At 41.3% G+C, this 17,711-nt stretch carries 23 protein-coding genes; 1 reads left to right on the forward strand and 22 read right to left on the reverse strand.

The window, feature by feature from the left end; all coding sequences use genetic code 11:
* Window positions 1-9 precede the first annotated feature (9 nt).
* The 15 genes from macP to A3I9_RS0108250 form a co-directional block, all read right to left on the reverse strand.
* The gene (gene macP, locus A3I9_RS0108180) at window positions 10-363 is read right to left on the reverse strand and encodes a cell wall synthase accessory phosphoprotein MacP (protein WP_018378557.1); all 354 of its coding nucleotides are present in this window, start codon (window positions 361-363) and stop codon (window positions 10-12) included.
* A gap of 10 nt (window positions 364-373) precedes the next feature.
* Window positions 374-922, reverse strand: coding sequence for an NUDIX hydrolase (locus tag A3I9_RS0108185; protein ID WP_018378558.1), 549 nt, complete (start codon window positions 920-922; stop codon window positions 374-376).
* A gap of 113 nt (window positions 923-1,035) precedes the next feature.
* Complete coding sequence (locus tag A3I9_RS0108190) at window positions 1,036-1,824, reverse strand: ABC transporter permease subunit (RefSeq protein ID WP_018378559.1); 789 nt, start codon at window positions 1,822-1,824, stop codon at window positions 1,036-1,038.
* On the reverse strand, window positions 1,821-2,654 hold the full coding sequence (locus A3I9_RS0108195) for an ABC transporter ATP-binding protein (RefSeq protein WP_018378560.1): 834 nt from the start codon (window positions 2,652-2,654) through the stop codon (window positions 1,821-1,823). The genes A3I9_RS0108190 and A3I9_RS0108195 overlap by 4 nt, the downstream gene beginning before the upstream one ends.
* Entirely contained in the window at window positions 2,654-3,094 is a 441-nt protein-coding gene (locus tag A3I9_RS0108200; RefSeq protein WP_018378561.1) for a hypothetical protein, read from the reverse strand. The genes A3I9_RS0108195 and A3I9_RS0108200 overlap by 1 nt, the downstream gene beginning before the upstream one ends.
* Complete coding sequence (locus A3I9_RS0108205) at window positions 3,084-3,536, reverse strand: LytTR family DNA-binding domain-containing protein (RefSeq protein ID WP_018378562.1); 453 nt, start codon at window positions 3,534-3,536, stop codon at window positions 3,084-3,086. The genes A3I9_RS0108200 and A3I9_RS0108205 overlap by 11 nt, the downstream gene beginning before the upstream one ends.
* Before the next feature lie 128 nt (window positions 3,537-3,664).
* Window positions 3,665-5,047, reverse strand: a complete 1,383-nt coding sequence (gene glmU / locus A3I9_RS0108210) for a bifunctional UDP-N-acetylglucosamine diphosphorylase/glucosamine-1-phosphate N-acetyltransferase GlmU (RefSeq protein WP_018378563.1) — start codon at window positions 5,045-5,047, stop codon at window positions 3,665-3,667.
* A gap of 384 nt (window positions 5,048-5,431) precedes the next feature.
* Window positions 5,432-5,761 (reverse strand): hypothetical protein, encoded by a 330-nt coding sequence (locus A3I9_RS0108215; protein ID WP_018378564.1) that lies wholly within the window; start codon window positions 5,759-5,761, stop codon window positions 5,432-5,434.
* Between the two features lie 81 nt (window positions 5,762-5,842).
* A complete protein-coding gene (locus A3I9_RS0108220) occupies window positions 5,843-6,808 on the reverse strand; it encodes a Gfo/Idh/MocA family protein (protein ID WP_018378565.1) in 966 nt (321 codons plus the stop codon).
* Window positions 6,805-8,076 carry an HdeD family acid-resistance protein gene (locus tag A3I9_RS12695; protein ID WP_018378566.1) on the reverse strand — a complete coding sequence of 424 codons (1,272 nt, stop codon included), beginning with the start codon at window positions 8,074-8,076 and terminating at the stop codon, window positions 6,805-6,807. The genes A3I9_RS0108220 and A3I9_RS12695 overlap by 4 nt, the downstream gene beginning before the upstream one ends.
* A 4-nt stretch (window positions 8,077-8,080) precedes the next feature.
* Window positions 8,081-8,533: an ASCH domain-containing protein gene (locus A3I9_RS0108230; protein WP_018378567.1), complete on the reverse strand. Its 453-nt coding sequence runs from the start codon at window positions 8,531-8,533 to the stop codon at window positions 8,081-8,083.
* Between the two features lie 20 nt (window positions 8,534-8,553).
* Window positions 8,554-9,423, reverse strand: coding sequence for a DUF4300 family protein (locus tag A3I9_RS12700; protein ID WP_042361650.1), 870 nt, complete (start codon window positions 9,421-9,423; stop codon window positions 8,554-8,556).
* A gap of 43 nt (window positions 9,424-9,466) precedes the next feature.
* On the reverse strand, window positions 9,467-9,709 hold the full coding sequence (locus A3I9_RS0108240; protein ID WP_018378569.1) for a DUF3977 family protein: 243 nt from the start codon (window positions 9,707-9,709) through the stop codon (window positions 9,467-9,469).
* On the reverse strand, window positions 9,710-10,408 hold the full coding sequence (locus A3I9_RS0108245; protein WP_018378570.1) for a 3-oxoacyl-ACP reductase: 699 nt from the start codon (window positions 10,406-10,408) through the stop codon (window positions 9,710-9,712). It lies immediately after the preceding gene.
* Entirely contained in the window at window positions 10,401-10,637 is a 237-nt protein-coding gene (locus tag A3I9_RS0108250) for a DUF2829 domain-containing protein (protein ID WP_018378571.1), read from the reverse strand. The genes A3I9_RS0108245 and A3I9_RS0108250 overlap by 8 nt, the downstream gene beginning before the upstream one ends.
* 149 nt (window positions 10,638-10,786) lie before the next feature.
* Here A3I9_RS0108250 and A3I9_RS12705 point away from each other — a divergent pair, with 149 nt between their 5' ends.
* Window positions 10,787-12,052, forward strand: a complete 1,266-nt coding sequence (locus tag A3I9_RS12705) for a DUF2974 domain-containing protein (protein ID WP_018378572.1) — start codon at window positions 10,787-10,789, stop codon at window positions 12,050-12,052.
* 95 nt (window positions 12,053-12,147) lie between these two features.
* Here the strand turns inward: A3I9_RS12705 and A3I9_RS13590 are convergent, their stop codons facing one another.
* From A3I9_RS13590 to A3I9_RS0108285, 7 genes are all read right to left on the reverse strand, one after another.
* Entirely contained in the window at window positions 12,148-12,324 is a 177-nt protein-coding gene (locus tag A3I9_RS13590; RefSeq protein ID WP_169333657.1) for a hypothetical protein, read from the reverse strand.
* Window positions 12,321-12,941, reverse strand: a complete 621-nt coding sequence (locus tag A3I9_RS0108260) for a hypothetical protein (RefSeq protein WP_018378573.1) — start codon at window positions 12,939-12,941, stop codon at window positions 12,321-12,323. The genes A3I9_RS13590 and A3I9_RS0108260 overlap by 4 nt, the downstream gene beginning before the upstream one ends.
* A gap of 194 nt (window positions 12,942-13,135) precedes the next feature.
* Window positions 13,136-13,798: a DUF1803 domain-containing protein gene (locus A3I9_RS0108265; protein WP_018378574.1), complete on the reverse strand. Its 663-nt coding sequence runs from the start codon at window positions 13,796-13,798 to the stop codon at window positions 13,136-13,138.
* Window positions 13,799-13,844: 46 nt separating this feature from the next.
* The gene (locus tag A3I9_RS0108270) at window positions 13,845-14,291 is read right to left on the reverse strand and encodes a rhodanese-like domain-containing protein (protein WP_018378575.1); all 447 of its coding nucleotides are present in this window, start codon (window positions 14,289-14,291) and stop codon (window positions 13,845-13,847) included.
* 120 nt (window positions 14,292-14,411) lie between these two features.
* Entirely contained in the window at window positions 14,412-15,347 is a 936-nt protein-coding gene (locus tag A3I9_RS0108275; protein WP_018378576.1) for a manganese-dependent inorganic pyrophosphatase, read from the reverse strand.
* Between the two features lie 151 nt (window positions 15,348-15,498).
* Window positions 15,499-16,704 (reverse strand): ABC transporter permease, encoded by a 1,206-nt coding sequence (locus tag A3I9_RS0108280; RefSeq protein ID WP_018378577.1) that lies wholly within the window; start codon window positions 16,702-16,704, stop codon window positions 15,499-15,501.
* Window positions 16,701-17,594, reverse strand: a complete 894-nt coding sequence (locus tag A3I9_RS0108285; protein ID WP_018378578.1) for an ABC transporter ATP-binding protein — start codon at window positions 17,592-17,594, stop codon at window positions 16,701-16,703. The genes A3I9_RS0108280 and A3I9_RS0108285 overlap by 4 nt, the downstream gene beginning before the upstream one ends.
* Window positions 17,595-17,711 lie beyond the last annotated feature (117 nt).

Consider the following 17,711-nt stretch of genomic DNA (forward strand, 5'->3'; position numbering starts at 1 on the left):
CCATCTCCTTTATAAATAAAACACAGCTATTAAAAACAGAATCAATAATAGTATAATCCAAAACAAAATCTTATTGAGCTTTGCACTAAAAGCTTCTCGCTTCACCGTTTCAATTCGTCGACTTTTCACAATCGAATGTTCTACTGGAATCCGAATCGTTTGCCCTTCTTGATAGCCTTCGTACTCCTCATCCCAGTCATCCATCCATTCTTCATCATCAACAGAAGCCCAATCGACACTATTTTCTTCAAAATCATCGGGTACCTCTACAGGTATATAGTAGCCAAACTCTTCCTGCTCCATCTTCTTTTCCCGTCGCCGAGCCCGTTCAATTATTTCATCTGTCAATAAGGGTTTCCCCATTTCCCATCTCCTACTTTCTCATTAATTGATAGTGTTGAATCGCCATGATCGTCTTGGCATCACAGATATCACCACTGGCAATCAAGTCCAGCGCTTCTTCTACTGTCACTTCATACAATTCAATCACTTCATCTGCATCTTGAGGACGTGGATTTTCAACCTTTATCAAATCGTCCGCTAAATAAAGACGAAGGCGTTCATTACAAAAACCAATAGCTGAATAAAAATCATACAAGAGAGTTAACTCAGGACTTGTATAGCCTGTTTCTTCCTCCAATTCTCTCAGGGCCGCCTCTTCTTCGCTACCAGCTTCTCCAACTTCTAATTTCCCTGCTGGGATTTCATAACTAATCTTTTCGATGGCTTTACGGTACTGTTTGACCAATATCAGCTTATCTTCAGGAGTGATCGCCAATACGCAGACTGCTCCCTTATGGAAAATCAGTTCTCGTTTTGATTGTCCTAATCCATTTGGCAATTCAACATCATCCACCACGACATCAAAGATTTTTCCTTTAAAAATCTCTTCACGCTTGATGGTTTTTTCTTCAAAGTCCATATTGTACTACACCTTCATTTTTTCTTTATTTTACTATAAAAATGCTAGAAATGCGAATGGAAATTGACCGTAAAAAAGAAGATACTGTAGTTGTAGCATCTTCTAATTCCTTCCTAAGCGCTCAGATCTTTTTTCTGATAGATTGTTAAACTTGCCAAGAGACTGAGAACCGTCACACCAAGAGAAATGATGAAATAAATTGGTTCTACTGTTTCCTGACTGAAGACATCAGCGCCATTTGCAAAATAGTAGGGCGTCAAGTAATTGAGAAACTCAATATCTGGAATGACTCGCGCCATCATATCCATTGCATACAAGATAAGCGTGAGCCCCAGAGCCAATCCTGTCTGTTTCTTGGTGTTTACAGCAGACACCAAGAAGGTCAGGCTAGTAATCTCCACCTGCATGAGAATGGCTAAGGCATGGTATTGAAAAAAGGATTGATAAGAAAAGTCCAAGTCAATCTGCCAAATCCCCAGTAACTCTAGTCCGATAATCAGAGCATTGAATAGCAAAAGAGTTACCAATAAACTAGCGTACTTTTGAAGAACAATTGAACTTCTTCTTATTGGTAAGGTATAAAGAAATTCACTAGTATGCCCTTCCTCTTCTTTGGAAAGACTAGCTGATCCTAGCATAGCTACAAACATTCCTGCCCCCAGACCAAACATCATCACAATCTCTGTCGCAAAATAACCATCCAGAGTAGCGAGACTGACCTTATCCAATCCTAGAGCCTTGGTCATTTCACCCATGTTGGTATATAATTGCGCCATATTCTGCAGTTGATGTTCGACATTTTTATACAGTAAGATACAACCATAACAGATGAGACCAATCGTTAGCGACCAGATAAGGAGACTTTTGAAATTTTGTTTTAATTCCTGTTTCAGTACAGTCATTTCTCTACCTCCTGATAGTAGTCCATGAACAACTCTTCCAAAGAGGGTTCTTCTACTAAAAAATCATCGGGAGCAAGCTCCGAAAGACGAGTAAGAAGTTCTGCACTCCTACCTGAAAAGGAGAAGTTCTCCGTCACTCCTGCCTTCCAAAATGTCACTTGCTTGGTTTGGCTACGGGTCAAGTTCGCGACAGTGTCCATCTTGATAATTTTTCCGTCCTTGATAATAGCAGCGCGATGACAATAATTCTTAATCTCTGACAGAACGTGGGAAGAAAGGAAGCAAGTCGCACCATTTGCACAGGCTTCCTTGATGATTTCAAAGAAGCGTTCCTGCATAAGAGGGTCTAAGCCTGATGTCGGTTCATCCAAAACAATCAACTCTGGCTGATGTTGCAGGGCACAAACAATGCTAACTTTTTTGCGATTTCCCAGAGACAAATCCTTGATTTTCTTTTCAACCGGCACTTCCAGAATAGAGCAAAGGCGCTGTGCTTCTTCTGAACAGTCTTTCTTGCGCGAGGCAGCTGCAAAAGCAATGACATTCTTGACCTTCATATCAGGATAAAACATGGCTTCTGATGGCATATAACCAGTATGCGCCAAGGCCTCTGTCAAATGAAGATAGCGACCACCAAAAAGGGTTATTTCTCCTCCAGTCAACTGAATAAGCCCCAATAGACAGCGAATCGTGGTGGATTTTCCAGCCCCATTTGAACCCAGAAAGCCAAAGATTTCCCCCTTTTCAACCGTCAGAGACACATCTTCAACACCCATGTGCCTACCATAGTATTTCTTTAGATTTTTAATAACAACTACTTCTTCCACCATCAGCGTTTCTCCTTGTAATGTTCTAAGAGTTGATTCAAATGCTTACTATCGATTTTGCGCTTGATTTTATTAAGGAGATAGATACAATAATAACAGTATAATTGCCAAACTCCAAAACCTACCCAAACTCCGATTCGTCCATCAAACCAGTTCAGGAAATGAACTGCCAGCAGATATAAACCTGTGCAGAGAAGCGCCGATAGCCACCAAGTCCCAGACAGTCTTTCTGCCTCATCAAAATTCTTTAAGGCATATACCTGTAAGTTACAGATAAGGTAGCTCAAAAGGGCAATTTCTGCAATCTGCAAAAGACTGATAGAAAAAGTCTGCTGCCAGATTAAGTAACAAGCACAGTAAAAAAGATGACAAAGGCTATAAATCCCAGCCTTATACTCAATACTAATTTCTCGGCTCAGAAATTTTTCCCATTTATTCTTCATCGTGCACCCCCTCTTGTAAAATGCGTCTTAATTCGCTAGCATACTTACGGGAAATAACAATCCTTTCCCCATTGTCCAACTTGGCTTCTATTCGCCCAAAAGACTGGCTCTTAAAAGTCTCAATGCGATAGATATTTAATACCATAGATTTGGCACAACGAAAGAAACCACGATGGGCATAAATAGTGACCAATTCCTTAAGAGATTGCCCTAGTTGATAGACTGCCTTTTCTGTATAGGCAAAACTTTGGCCGTCAATGCTTTCAAAGTAGAGCACCTCATCCAATAAAATATAGCGACTCCCACTAGCATCGCTGACCAAGATTTTTTCCTGTTCACTTGTTATTAAATCACAAACAGTCTGAATCGTCGCCGTCATCTGATGATAACGGATAATGACCTCTTCATCTCCTGCTGAAATTTGTTCTAATCGTAATCTCACTAGAAGCCTCCTTTTAGGACTATTATAGCAAAATTCACTCACCAGAAAATGAAAAGGGGCACAAGATGCAAAAATCTTTCCTAACATGCAAAAAACCTGATTAGATAAACTCTAATCAGGTTTTATTGTTAGTTCTTTTTACTTGGATGGTAGGGGAAATGCTTGGCGTAGCCATCTTTGTTTTCCTGACGACCACGACCAATCGCAATCGAATCCTCTGGTACATCTTTGGTCATTGTCGAACCTGCTGCTGTCACAGCACGAGCACCAATGGTCAGCGGAGCGATGATTGTCGAGTTGCTTCCGATGAAAGCATTGTCTCCAATCGTGGTAGTGAATTTATTCTTACCATCGTAGTTAGCGAGAATCGTCCCCGCTCCAAAATTAACTTCCTGACCGACTTCGGCATTACCGATGTAAGTCAAGTGTCCTGCTTTGCTATTTGCCCCAATCGTAGAGGATTTGACTTCCACAAAGTTTCCGATGTGAGCACCAGCTTCAATCTTGCTACCTGGACGAATGTGGGCGTAAGGACCTACTGTTACACCTGCTTCAATGACAGCATCTTCAATGTCTGAATTGGAAATGACCACATCTGCTGCGATGTTGCTATCAACAATACGGGTTCCGTTTGTCAAAACTGTCCTCTCCCCAATCTTTGTCTGTCCCTTTAGGACAACATTGGCCTCAACGACTGCTTCTGCACCGATTTCAACATCCACATCAATGTAGGTGCTTTCTGGATTGATAAAAGTAACACCATTTACCATATGAAGGTTGTTGATCCTACGTCGCATCACACTTTCTGCTGTTGCCAGTGCCACACGATCATTGACCCCCAAACTCTCATCAAAATCACGAAGGACAAATGCTCCAACTTTTTCACCCGCTTCACGGAAAATAGAAATGACATCTGTCAGATAGTATTCACCCTGCGCATTGTTGGTATTGATATTTTTAAGAGCTTCAAAGAGGCGTTTATTATCAAAAACATAGGTCCCTGTATTGATTTCCTTGACTTGTTGTTCAAAATCTGTCGCATCCTTTTGCTCAACAATTTTGACTACTTCCCCATGGTTGTTTCGGATAATCCGACCATAGCCAAATGGATCCTCCGCAGTTGCTGTCAAAATAGTAGCCACGTTTTTATGGTTGACATGAAAATCAATCAGATGTCTTAGACTTTCGCCGGTAATCAATGGAGTGTCCCCAGCAATAACCAGCGTTTGACCTTCCAAACCTGCCAATTCTTCTTCAGCCATCATGACTGCATGTCCTGTTCCTAATTGCTCTGTTTGAAGAACAAACTGTGACTGATCTGCTAAGACTTGGCGGACCAACTCTGCCTTGTGACCAATAACCGTCACATTTTTTGCAGGGTTAATCGCTCCGACTGCACGAAAAACATGTTCCAACATAGTAATTCCTGAAACTTTGTGAAGGACTTTAGGCAAATCTGACTTCATGCGGGTCCCTTTGCCCGCTGCGAGGATAATAGCGTAATTTGACATGTGTATTTCTCAATTCTGTATAAAAATTAGAGAGTGGGACAGAAATCGGTAATTCGTAAGTATTCGATTTCGTCGTCCCACCTCCGCACAGCTCAAACAGTCAGGGAAGTGACTGTTTGAGGTTGGGAATTTGGGAAAGACATTTCCCTCATTCGGCAGGGCTTTAAAAGGTGATGAAATCAGCGTATTAGAGCCCACTAGCAGTGGTTCATTGGCGCTAAAGCGCCTAATGAACTGTGCAGGGGCAACTCTAAAACTGGCAAAACCAGTGAGAGTTACTCCCAACCACTACGTTTTGTTTAGTTGGTTATAATAAAAAATGCAGAAACTAGGACTTCTGCCCCAGCCCCTTGCATTATACCATAAAATAGTGGAACTGTTAAGCTAAATACCAATCCCTACACTATAAAGGTGGAGATTGCGTTGTACCTGATCCATGTGAAAAGTATCGTAGGCTCGCCAAGCTTTCTTAGCTGGTTCAGTCAGCTCTGCCGCCCCTAGCCCAACCGACATGGAAAAGCTCTTATGAAAACGCTCGAGAGCAATCAGGACCGTATTGTCTGCTGTTTTGCTTTTACGGACAGTAGCTAGTACCTCGTCCAATCGTTCTCGCATGCGGCGGTCATCGTAAGAGTTTGGTGACGTTGTTGCAAACTGGTTTTGTAGGTCTTCCAAGAGGCGCAAAGCGTCTTGGAGCACTTGTGTATCTACCATGATAAACACCTCTTTCATTAATTGATGGCTTTATCATACGCCTTTGTGATAAAAAGGTCAAGTAAAAGGAGGTAAGAAAGACTAACGGTTCTTACTCGTTGCCATCTCCAAGACCTGCATGACTGCTCGGCTGTGATTCAGTTGCTTCTGTGCGCTAGCAAAATCTTGTTTGGAAATCATTCTCTCAAATGCAACAAATTCATCATACATACGATGTTTTGGTTGGTTCTGATTGACCACTTGGGTGTCCTGTCCATTTAGCGTTAGGCTAACTTCTGGCATGGCATTGGTGGGACCAAGTACCGCAAGAGAGCCTTTATCACCTTGAATGGTCGAGCGAATTTCTGCACTGCAATCCTTGGCACCGATACAGACAGCCTTAAAATCCTCGTAATCCATGACCAACATACCTGAAGTATCGACATCACGCTCGATATTGGCAAGGTATTGGACAGACTGAGGGGCTCCAAAAAGACCGACAACTAAGTGAATATTATAGATATTCAAATCACGCAGAGCCCCGCCACCCATCTCTGGGTTAAAGGCAGGCGCAATTTCTCCACGTTTGAAAGCATCATAACGAGAACTATATTGTGAATAATTGCAGCTGACAATCTTGACATCGCCAACTTGTGCTAAATGTTCTTTTAAAAATTGGAAATTACCCAAGTATTGATTGGTAATGGCTTCTAACAGGAATAATGTTTTCTGCTCTGCTATTGTGACCAAATCCTCCAACTCAGAAGCAAGTAGGGTAAATGGTTTTTCACAAATGACGTGTTTTCCAGCTAATAGGGCCTTACGGGCATAGTCATAGTGGGTATGGTTTGGAGTACCAACATAGATAGTGTCCACAGCAGGATTGGCCAAAATCTCCTCGTAGTTGCTGGTTGCCTGCGCCATGCCGTATTCTTGCGCCAAGTCTTTTGCCACCGCAATCGAACGCGGTGTAGACATGACGGCCACCAGCTCAATCCCGTCGATTTCCTGCAAAACAGGCAAAACCTCCTTGACAATCATCCCTGTTCCTAATAGTGCTAATTTCATCCTGTTTCCTCCTCTATTTTTTGTTTTCCAACGATAAATTTTGTAATGACATTCGTTTGTGGTCTTTGGTATTCTCTTTCAAAAAAGTCCTGATAAATTCCTGGCGTCAAAATACCATGATTGGCAACATTGTCTGTTCCAATGACTTCTAAAATCGTATCTGCCAAGAGTACACAGTTGGTAGTCATGACAAAATAAGTTTTAAATTTAGAATGTGAAAACTTAAAGCTTTCCACACCATAGTGCTGATGAAGTTGCCCCAAATAGCTGGCTTTTTGTTCCTCACTCTTCAATACAAATGGAACTGTTGCCTCCATCACTTCTTGCAGACGTTTCTCCACAGCAGTCTTTTGCTCTTCTGTTAATACCATGCCATAACCAACTACCACACGCCAGTCATCCGCTTCCAAGGAAGTGAGGTAATCTTGACTGGACAATCGAAAGAGTACCCCATCTCCAATCATCCCAAAAAGTGTGCTCTTATCTACATCATATTGCCCATAGGCGTAGGTGACACCTTTGTAGGAAATATCCACATGCCCCATCATTTCAAAACCCTGTCTTGCAGTATGAATCCAAATTTCAATATCTGGTTGGCGCCCTTTTGTGTCCATGTTCTCTAATAAAATCGGTTGGCTACGTTCTGGGCTAAACAGGCGATTCAAAAACCGAATAGCACTAACTGGAATCAATGCAGATAAGAAAATCGGGAGCCCAAATCGCTTGCGATGCCCTGTCTCATCTAGCATTTTACGATTGCTTCCAATAGCTTCACGAATCATGGAAACTCCCCTAATGAGAAGGGAGATTCCAATGAAACGATAAACGCTATCTAGAGACTGGTTCAGTTGGAACAAGGTGATTAGACCTAAAATCAGATGTACAATACCATCTCCCAAAGTCAGAAGAGAGGGCTGACTTTGATTACGCACGCCTAAAAAATAGTCTATTAACAAACATACCCCTATTGCAAAAAATTCCAGTGTGACCACAAAGGCTAACAGGCTCGTGGGCAGGAGAGCATTGTTTACAAAAAATAATGATAAGAGAACATTTAAAAAGATTTGAACTCCTGATGCTTTCTTGGATTCAATCGGTTTAAACCATCTCATCATAAGTTGATAGCTAGTCCGTAACAGAAAAACAAAAGCTACACTTGCAAAGAGAAAGAGGGCAAAACGTGTCCCAAGAAAGAAAAATAGGGAACCAGCGATGACTAGCACAACACCAAATACCAAACTATCCCATTTTTGTTTTTCTAGTTTCATCTATTCACTTTTTCCCTACAAGTGGATACACCACTTCAAATTCTTCTAAAACGACCTTTGATATTTCGGTAAATGAAATGCCAATAGCTCCGAGCCATTCTGTGAATAATTCTTTATGAACCTGACGCCAATAGGCAAGACTTCTATCGCCTTCACCCTCTTTATAGGCATGTTCTGCGGGCACCTCATCAAAAGGAAGCACCGTAATTTTTGTCGTCTGAATGACACAGACCGCCTCCCCCTGACAGTCCAAAATAACACTTAAATGTCCGACTTCCCCAATAGGCTCATTTTCGTAAAGGTGTTCATCATAGCTAGAGGCTGTCGCCGTCTTGGTACCTTCCAGCACCAACTGTGCTAAGCGATCGGGTTCTGCTCCAAAGGCCCAAGCATCGATGTCATCACCGATGTTGGGGTTGATTTGCTTGTATTTATTCCATAATTCTTGTGGGGTCATGCATTCTCCTTTTCCTTCCTCTATACTGACCACTCTTGGTCGTTTTCCATGATGAAAGGCTTGGTTGAGCCCGTCTCATCCACATCGTATTTCTTCATTAGGTAGTCATAGACTGCCTGTTTCTTATCAAATTTTACCACTTGATATGGTTCTTCAAAGGATATTTTTTCGATGAATAGATAGCCCTTCTCAGCAGGTAACAAAACACCCACATGACCGATAAAGAGTTTAGTCGCTGCCTCTTCTAACTGATCATGAAACCAAACCGACACCATACTCGCTTTTCCAGTCGCAAAGGTAACGCCCTGTGCTTGCCAGTATTCTTGCACCTTCTTGGCATGAACAGCGGTATCGGAGACATTTTCCGTTGCGACAGCACCAAATAGTGTTTTAAAGATTTCTTGTTCTGCTTCTGTCCGTTGATAAATAGCTGGCGCGTCTGCCAAGGCTTCCTTGTCAATGAACAAAAGGCTATCATCAACAGGCGCCGTTCCTGCAACCCTAATAGCCGACTGCAAGAGTTGGAAGGTGGTCAAGCGGCAATTGTAACCCGGAAAATAAGGAAATTCCTCTACCCACTTGTCACTAATCGCCCCGACATCGTAGGTTGGAACAAGGGTATCCGACTGACCATATCCTGACTGCACCAAGCTATCTGTCGGGATATGATCATTATAGAACTGGACTTGTTCCATAAATTGTGTCACATCCTCCTCAGCTAGCGACGCTGTTAATTGTTGCTCCACCTCTTTCTGACTAGCGGTGTCCAACAGATTAGAGTAGTTTAAGACAGGCTCTGACGATGACGGTTTACTCTGTTTTGAAGAAGTCCCACATCCTACCAGTGCTAATATCACTAGAAAACAAATACTTACGTAAATTTTCTTCATAGATAAGTCCTCTCAACTTCTTTCCCTGCTTTTTTATGCTACATTACGCACCAGATGCGATTCCTAATAACAACTTAACTGCCTTTCGCTTTTTGGACTGGCACTTGAACCCTTCTTCGCTATCCATAATCAGAACCGTATACCCAACCCAGAGACGTAGGTAGATAGATTGAACTTTAATTGGTCCAACAATCCCCTGCAATTCGTATTCCGTACCATCTTCCTGTTCAAATTCTGTACGCACCAACCAACGATTGCCAAAGCCAAATTCAATCAATTTTTTCATCTACTTCAAACTCCAACCGCCATCAATCTTGACAATTTCGCCCTGCATGGAAGTCATCTTACCACTTGCAAGAAAGAGGGTCAGCTCTGCGATTTCTTCTGGTTGCGTCCAGCGTTTGATGGGCGTTTGATCTGCCACCCATTCGGCCAACCCATCTGGCTCAAAGTCACTGGCAGTCATGCTAGTCTTGACCGCGCCTGGTGCAATCCCAAAAACTTGAATTCCTTTGTCTGCATAATCCAGCGCCAACTGGCGGGTAAAACCAGCTAAGGCGTGCTTACTAGCTGTATAGGCAACCCCTCCACCACCAGCTAAAAAGCTGGCAATGGAACACATATTGATAATGATGCCTGACTTTCTTTCAACCATCTGTGCTAGATAGTGACGGGTCAACTTGACCGTCGCAAAGAAATTTGTCTGAAAGACTTGGTCAAACTCCTCCTCTGAAACGTCAAGCAAGGGTTTGTAATCGTCTAATATTCCTGCGGTATTGCACAAGATATCCACTGCTGGTACAACATCGGTCAGCGCAGCGATATCTTTTGTCAAATCGAATTGGACAAACTGAAAATCACCCGACAAGTCAGGCTTTGCCGACTTGTCTACACCGTAAACAGCGTAGCCATTTTCCAAAAAGACACGCGCCTGAGCTAGACCAATACCAGAGGAGACGCCTGTAATGAGGACTGTTTTAGCCATGGACTTCCACCCAGTCATCGGCTAACACATCACAAGGCGTCGGGCTCCACATGGAAAAGCCTTCTCCGTCTCCTGAAACGTTGATGAGGAAATAAGGGGTTGCCTCTAGTTTTTCACCATGGACTTCAATCGTATCAAAGAGCTGGACGTAGTTTTCTGCACCACCCCAGCCTGTGCGAACATATTTTTTCTTAGCCTTTAAGCCTGGTAAAATCTCTTCAAAAGTCATGTTTCTTCTCCTTTTTCACTTGTTTTCTTATTATACCATGAATGGGTTAAAAACCCTATCGGCGAATGGTTCATTCTCAGTGAACAGTTGAACTTTCATAGTATTCACGCTATAATAAAATACAAGTTTATCTTAGAAAGAAGAATCTTATGCCTAATCTTATTGACTATATAGAGGCTAGCCAGTACGATAGTTTTTATGACAAGGAAGTAAACACCCTAGACGTTTTAGCTTTAACGGAAGTTACCTATCTTCCCTTTGATGGCATGGTAGCTGCTGATTTTTCACCCGATAAGAATATTTCTTTACATCACTTGGCAGTCCTATTTGACCAACATTTTCAAAAAAAATATCCTTCTTTAGGTATGGTCAATAGAAATCGCTTGACCTTGCTCAGCCACCTCTCCACCTATAAACGCTATAAGCACATCAAGGCCTTTGCCTTTATCAATGACTACAATCTAGATAGTCAAAAACAATTTGCGGCTATCACCTATCAAGTCCGTCCAAAAGAATTCGTGGTTGTTTTCCGTGGAACAGACGATACGCTGATTGGGTGGAAAGAAGACTTCCATATGACCTATATGGCAGAAATCCCTGCCCAAAGGACGGCTACCGAATACCTTACTGCCCTTCTTTCAAATCTGGACGGGCGAGTTACCATCGCTGGCCATTCCAAGGGAGGCAACTTAGCCATTTATGCAGCCAGTCAGATTGCCCCTCATTTGCAAGAACGCATCCAGCAAATCTTCAGTTTTGACGCACCAGGAGTGCATGCTTCTGTCCTCGAATCATCAGGCTTTAAGGCGGTCGAGGGGAAAATCAAGCACTTTATTCCACAAGGATCTATCGTGGGGATGATGTTGGAGCCTCCTAAAAATGCTCTCATTGTCAAAAGTAAGGCCAATGGTCTTATGCAACATATCAGTTTTTCTTGGGAAATCGAACAGAATCAGTTTAAATTCGTTCCTGCTGTCACAAAAGATAGTCTACAGGTCGACCAGACCCTAAAAACATGGACAGCTAGCCTAAGCGACGAAGAATTAAGAGAGTTTTTTGACCTTTTCTTTGGCATCTTTATACAAGCAGGAATTCTTCGATTTGGAGATATAACCACTGATACTCTTAGTAAAATTCAAAAAGTCATCCAAAATAGCCAGCAACTTACACCAAAACAGCAGACTATGATGGAGCATAGTGTCCGTCTGTTAATTGATACACGGGTACAAATCTGGAAAGAAGGATTGCCTGAGTTACCATCCTTACCAGACTTACAACTTTCTAGAAAAATAGACAGTCTCTCTGAGTTGCAATTACAAGAAAAACTCCATCATTTACCCAAACTGAAAAAAGTCAATTTATCCGTTCCCATCCGAAATCTCTTACCTGATAAAACTGAAAAAGACAAGTCCTAGGACTTGTCTTCAATCTAAGAGTCTGGGACTTTTGTCTCAGACTCTTTCTTAAAGAATAATGACCTATCATAGTAAGTTAAAACTTTTAACGGTTGTTAGAAAGCATAAAATACTAAAACAAAAATAGAAAGTAAAGAAATAAATATAGCTGTTAAAATTGCAATTTTTTTTATGATTGGCTTTACTTTAGGATTCATTCCTATAACTAAAATTATAATATCTGAAAGAATTATAAAAGAAAGAGTAAGAGAGATTACTGTTTTTTCAATCATTGTGAAGTAATCCAATGAGGAGTTGCATTGGTTAAAGTACCTATACAACCAATAATAATCCCTCTTCCAGCTGCATTGTTATAAGATACTAGTCCTGAGCCGATAGCAAATATTCCAGCAATGATGCCAGCTACTGCACTAGCGGGAACCAAATTTGCTAGTGCGGCAACTCCAGCAGCCGAAGTAGCAGCTCCAGCCCCCATATTTAAAGCAGCTGCCAATTTATTTGAGCGAGTATTATCTAAATATATATCTACACCTTTCCATGTATAGACAATCTTGTTAACGCCTCTGAACGCTCTAAATGAATATTTCGGACTGATTCTGACAGAATTATCAGTAAATTCAACGTTATACAAATTGGTATCAGTAGTATTTAAAACTTCTTGTTTATACTTCTCTGACAATTTTATTGTTTGATTCTCTTCATCGAGCAATAAATAACCCTCTTCTACAAGGGTTTTAAAAGGAGATTCAATATTCAGATATGGTGTATCGCTTTCACTTGAAATGTTACTGCTATTCTCTGTTGCAAAAACAGTTGTGATAGGAACTACACTATTTCCAAATATGAGCAAGCAAGAACTGAATAAGGCAATTTTTTTAATAATTTTCATATTCGACTCCTTTTCAAAAAAATAGTATTTTACCTGCAAAACTTCTAGATAGGTCATGTTACACTTTATTATATTATACCAAAAAAACAATCTGTTTTTTTTAGTATAATTAGGTTATTGACAAAATCTTTTTTACTTATCTGACACACTCGAATTAGCCATTCCGCAAATAGTTCTGCAACCACAGACAAGTCCTAGGACTTGTCTGTCTTTGTAAATACTAAGGTTTCTTTATCTAGCTGCATGGTCAATCGATAACTATGCTCTTCTACTTGCTCGATGAAACCAAGCTCTTGCAAGGCTAGTACAAAAATATCCGTTCTTCTTTGTAAAACTTTTTCTTTTCGAGCAAATTTTAAGAGAAAGCTCGTCATGTATTTAAGAGCGTAATCTGGATTGACATCTCCCAAAATGGCATACAATTTTTCCTGCTCTTTGGACAAAGGCTCCTGCGTTCGCATCTTATAAAAATAGGATTCAAGCGTGTTTTTCTCCCTTAGAAAATCAACTCTTTCTTCAATGATCACCGCATTGGTTTGATTTGTTGTTTGACAAACAAAAGCGACAGATGTCAAGTCCTCAAAGACTGAAGATTCTGTCTCTACAAAAACCTCTTGTCCAAGCTCCAATCCTTCTGTAGAATCCAATAACTTGAAACCATTGCGGTAACGCCGATTCTCTCGGATAATATAGCCTGCATTGATGTAGCTTTCCAGTTGTCGGTCCACATTTTTTTCGTCTGAAAATACCTGTTTGATGTGACGAAGGGTCACTTCCTCGTGCTGGTCTAGATAATTGATTAGATTGTTAAAAAATGCCTGTTTAGTCAACTTATTTGGATGAATAATGATAATCATAGATTTATTATACCAAAAAAGAGGATTATGAGACCTCTTTTTTAGCTTATTCTAAAACACCGCCGATAGCCTCTACATGCTCAATGCCACCCATGTCAAAAACCTGTGTATAACCAGCATCTCGTAAAATTTTAACGGCTTGAGCAGACCGAATGCCCTTTAGGCAGTGAACATAGATTTTGGTATCTTTAGGTAGATCTGGGAGTTTTCCTGCCTGCAGATCTGCAAGGGGTAAATTTTCCGTAATTCCAAAATTTTCTGTCTCGTATTCTTCCTCAGATCGCACATCGTAAAACTTTGCCCCGGCTTCTACGTCAGCCTTGACCATGTCAAAAGAAATATGATTGGCCTTGGCATCAGGTCCAGCCTGGTCCCAGTTGATATCTGCTGCTTGGACAACTTCCTGCTGACTGGAACTGGTTGTTTTTTCCATTGGTTGACAGGCGGTTAACATTCCGACAGCAAGTAAACCCATTACGAAAAATTTTTTCATAGATACTTCCTTAGTTTTATTTTTCTCTATTATACACAGAGATAGAAGAGTGAAGCAAATTTCAAGTCTGACACATCCTTTATTGCATTAAAAAAGCGAATGTTTCCATCCGCTTAATCTTTACGCTCTAAAACTTTCTGTTAATTGTGGTACCACTTGTTTCTTACGAGAAACAGCACCAGCAAGGAAGGCATGGTTATTTTCTAATTTGAAGTTGAAAGCCGCTTCCACCTTGTCCATATTGCGACCAACTGCCAAAATTTCAGAATTTGAGTTGACAATATCTGTAATCATCAAGACAAAGTCTGAATAGCCGTTTGCTTCGGATGATGCAAGCATAGCTGCTTCAATTTCTGCTTGGCGCTCTAAGACTTCTGCAATATCAACTGTATTGACTTGCGCCACGCGCACTTCGTTTCCATTCAATGGGAATGTTTTGGCATCAATATCAATCAATTCTTCAGCTGACTTGCTCGCTAGGTTTGTCCCTGCTTTCAAAAGTGCCAAACCGTATTCTTCCAAGTTTACACCAGCAAGTTCTGCCAATTCAGTAGCAACTTGTGGATCTGTTACATGTGTTGTTGGTGATTTCAAGAGAAGGGTATCTGAAATCAAACCTGAAAGCAACAGACCTGCCACTTCTTTCGGAAGTGTCACACCAGCTTCTTTTGCCTGACGGTACACGATAGAAGAAGCTGAACCAACTGGTTCTAAACGCATATAGAGTGGATTAGCTGTTTCAAAGTTCGCCACACGGTGGTGGTCTACTACGCTCACCACTTCTACATCACGGATGTCTGAAATCGATTGTTGGAATTCGTTGTGGTCTGTCAAAATAACTTTTTCCACACCTTCTGCCTTAGCCGATGTCACCACACGAGGTGCTTCGACACCAAAATAGTTCAACGCAAAGGCTGTTTCTTCATTTGGAGTTCCAAGCGCTACTGCTTCTGCATCGCGTCCCCAAGCTGTCCGCTCCAAGTAAGCCCAACCATATGATGACGCAATCGCATCTGTATCAGGATTTTGGTGACCAAAAACTAATAATTTAGACATGTTTCTACCTCTTTATCTTGTTTGTCTTATTGTACCATATTTTACATTTCTTGTGAATGGAAGAGAATGAGAAAAACGTGGAGCCATTCAGATTCCACGTTTTATCAAGATCAATTTTCATACAACTAGCTGGGATACAATAAACAACACTCTACTTATTCCCAAATCCTCGTTTTAGACTCTTGAAGAAGCCCAGGTCATCTGTTTGCAAAATTAAACCTGCATAGGATTTACCAATATAATGAATCAAGAGGAGGGTCGTAATGGCCAAAACGATGAGAGAAATCGTACTTTCTAACACAGATGCGTGCCCATTGATCACACGAATTGGCATGAAGAATGACGAAATAAACGGCAGGTAAGAACCAATCTTAAGAAGTAGATTGTCCACTCCGTGTTGCCCAAGTGCCATAGCCCCAACGAACCCTGCAATCACGAGGTACATGACAGGGGAGACGGCTTTGTTGGCATCTTCTGCCCGCACAACGAGCGATCCACACAGTGCTGCAAAGACCACGTAAATCAAAACACCCAAGGTCGCAAAACCAACTAAGGTCCAATCCAGATTTTGAAGAACAGCATCCAATAATGGCTTGATGCCTTTCAGCATATCAGAATTTTCAAAGCTCTTATAGGCAGCAATTCCACCGATAACATACAAACCAATGTGCGTCATAATCACGCCAAAAATTCCTAAAATACGACCATGAAAATAGTTACTTGCAGGCACGCTAGAGAAGATGACCTCCATAATCTTTGTCCCTTTCTCATTGGCAATTTCCTGCGCTGTCGAAGAGGAGTAAAGGATGATAATGAAGTACATCACCATAATGAGAGCATAGAAGGATAACATCTTTCCTAGATTTTCAGATTCCTTCCCGGTCTCTACTTTTTCTGAGATTTTCGGTTGAAGGGACAATGTGGCCAATTGCTCATTGGTTAGGCCAGCAGCTTGTATATTTAAGCGACTTTGAATGACAGACAGGTTCTGTACAATTTGCGCCTTTTCAGTTTCTCCCAGAGGACTGTCACTATGAAAGACAGCCTCAACCTGCTGATTCTTGACCTGTATAGTCAGATAAGACACGATTTCCCCATCTTCCAATGCTTTTTGAGCATCTGATTCCGTTTGATAGTCAAACGTTGCATCTGTCAAAGAAGAGACATCTTCCTTCTGAATAGGTTCCTCAAAAAGAACAGCCATTTGAAAACGATCCGCAGCTGCATTTCCTGAAATCAGTCCAATGCCTACTGAGAAAGCAAGGAAAAAGAAGGGACCAAGCACCATGATGAGAAAGGCGACCGACTTTACCTGACGTAGATAGGTTTCTTTAGCAACTAATAAGACTTGTTTCATCCTTCAACCCCCGCTTTCATTTTGAAGATTTCATCAATAGTCGGCGTCTGCTGGTCAAAGACAGGGATATATTTACCTTCTGTAATGAGTTCAAATAGCTCTTCGCCTGCAGTTTCATCCTCTAAAATCAGACGCCAGTTTCCCTGGTTCGTCATATGGAAGGACCGTACATGAGGTAAGCTTTCTACTCGCTCTCGTGGTGTCTCTCCAGAGATAAACAACCTTGTCCGTCCATAACTTTGACGGATGTCGTTGATTGGACCATCTAGGACAATTTCCCCTTCATGAATCATGATGAGACGGTCACAAAGTTCCTCCACATTGGTCATGACGTGATCTGAAAAGATAATGGTCGCACCCCGCTCTTTTTCTTCCAAAATAATTCGTTTTAGAATAGCTGTATTCACAGGGTCTAAGCCAGAAAATGGTTCATCAAGAATAATCAAGTCAGGCTCATGAATCAAGGTAATAATCAGTTGAACTTTTTGCTGATTTCCTTTTGAGAGGCTCTTTATTTTATCTGTCAGTTTACCTTTGACCTCTAACCGTTCCATCCATACAGGTAATTTTTCTGCAACTTCCTTAGTTGACATTCCCTTTAACCCCGCAAGGTAGCGGACCTGCTCCATAATCGTCAACTTCGGCATCAGACTACGTTCTTCTGGTAAATAGCCCACTGCTGCATAAGTGGCGCTGGTAAACGGTTTGTCGTTAAATACAATTTCCCCTTCATAGCCAACAAATTTTAAGAGTGAGTGAAAAAAAGTTGTCTTACCTGCACCATTTTTCCCGACAAATCCACAGATTGTCCCTGATGGAATATCGAAAGATAAGTCATGTAACACTTCTTTTTCACCATAACTTTTTGATACATGTGATACTGTTAGCATAGGATACCTCCTTTTTAGTGCTTTTATCATATCATTTTTTGCAAGCGATTGCAATATTTTTCTAAAATTTTCAGATGCCTTTACAAATCAAAAGAATTTCTACTATCTTGCCAAAGA

It is taken from the genome of Streptococcus ovis DSM 16829 (assembly GCF_000380125.1).
GTDB classification, from domain to species: Bacteria; Bacillota; Bacilli; order Lactobacillales; family Streptococcaceae; genus Streptococcus; species Streptococcus ovis.

Excerpts from the sequence above, each read along its gene's own strand:
- macP (WP_018378557.1), bottom strand. The coding sequence starts at position 363 with ATGGGGAAACCCTTATTGACAGATGAAATAATTGAACGGGCTCGGCGA.
- A3I9_RS0108185 (WP_018378558.1), bottom strand. The coding sequence starts at position 922 with ATGGACTTTGAAGAAAAAACCATCAAGCGTGAAGAGATTTTTAAAGGA.
- A3I9_RS0108190 (WP_018378559.1), bottom strand. The coding sequence starts at position 1,824 with ATGACTGTACTGAAACAGGAATTAAAACAAAATTTCAAAAGTCTCCTT.
- A3I9_RS0108195 (WP_018378560.1), bottom strand. The coding sequence starts at position 2,654 with ATGGTGGAAGAAGTAGTTGTTATTAAAAATCTAAAGAAATACTATGGT.
- A3I9_RS0108200 (WP_018378561.1), bottom strand. The coding sequence starts at position 3,094 with ATGAAGAATAAATGGGAAAAATTTCTGAGCCGAGAAATTAGTATTGAG.
- glmU (WP_018378563.1), bottom strand. The coding sequence starts at position 5,047 with ATGTCAAATTACGCTATTATCCTCGCAGCGGGCAAAGGGACCCGCATG.
- A3I9_RS0108215 (WP_018378564.1), bottom strand. The coding sequence starts at position 5,761 with ATGGTAGATACACAAGTGCTCCAAGACGCTTTGCGCCTCTTGGAAGAC.
- A3I9_RS0108220 (WP_018378565.1), bottom strand. The coding sequence starts at position 6,808 with ATGAAATTAGCACTATTAGGAACAGGGATGATTGTCAAGGAGGTTTTG.
- A3I9_RS12695 (WP_018378566.1), bottom strand. The coding sequence starts at position 8,076 with ATGAAACTAGAAAAACAAAAATGGGATAGTTTGGTATTTGGTGTTGTG.
- A3I9_RS0108230 (WP_018378567.1), bottom strand. The coding sequence starts at position 8,533 with ATGACCCCACAAGAATTATGGAATAAATACAAGCAAATCAACCCCAAC.
- A3I9_RS12700 (WP_042361650.1), bottom strand. The coding sequence starts at position 9,423 with ATGAAGAAAATTTACGTAAGTATTTGTTTTCTAGTGATATTAGCACTG.
- A3I9_RS0108240 (WP_018378569.1), bottom strand. The coding sequence starts at position 9,709 with ATGAAAAAATTGATTGAATTTGGCTTTGGCAATCGTTGGTTGGTGCGT.
- A3I9_RS0108245 (WP_018378570.1), bottom strand. The coding sequence starts at position 10,408 with ATGGCTAAAACAGTCCTCATTACAGGCGTCTCCTCTGGTATTGGTCTA.
- A3I9_RS0108250 (WP_018378571.1), bottom strand. The coding sequence starts at position 10,637 with ATGACTTTTGAAGAGATTTTACCAGGCTTAAAGGCTAAGAAAAAATAT.
- A3I9_RS12705 (WP_018378572.1), top strand. The coding sequence starts at position 10,787 with ATGCCTAATCTTATTGACTATATAGAGGCTAGCCAGTACGATAGTTTT.
- A3I9_RS13590 (WP_169333657.1), bottom strand. The coding sequence starts at position 12,324 with ATGATTGAAAAAACAGTAATCTCTCTTACTCTTTCTTTTATAATTCTT.
- A3I9_RS0108260 (WP_018378573.1), bottom strand. The coding sequence starts at position 12,941 with ATGAAAATTATTAAAAAAATTGCCTTATTCAGTTCTTGCTTGCTCATA.
- A3I9_RS0108265 (WP_018378574.1), bottom strand. The coding sequence starts at position 13,798 with ATGATTATCATTATTCATCCAAATAAGTTGACTAAACAGGCATTTTTT.
- A3I9_RS0108270 (WP_018378575.1), bottom strand. The coding sequence starts at position 14,291 with ATGAAAAAATTTTTCGTAATGGGTTTACTTGCTGTCGGAATGTTAACC.
- A3I9_RS0108275 (WP_018378576.1), bottom strand. The coding sequence starts at position 15,347 with ATGTCTAAATTATTAGTTTTTGGTCACCAAAATCCTGATACAGATGCG.
- A3I9_RS0108280 (WP_018378577.1), bottom strand. The coding sequence starts at position 16,704 with ATGAAACAAGTCTTATTAGTTGCTAAAGAAACCTATCTACGTCAGGTA.
- A3I9_RS0108285 (WP_018378578.1), bottom strand. The coding sequence starts at position 17,594 with ATGCTAACAGTATCACATGTATCAAAAAGTTATGGTGAAAAAGAAGTG.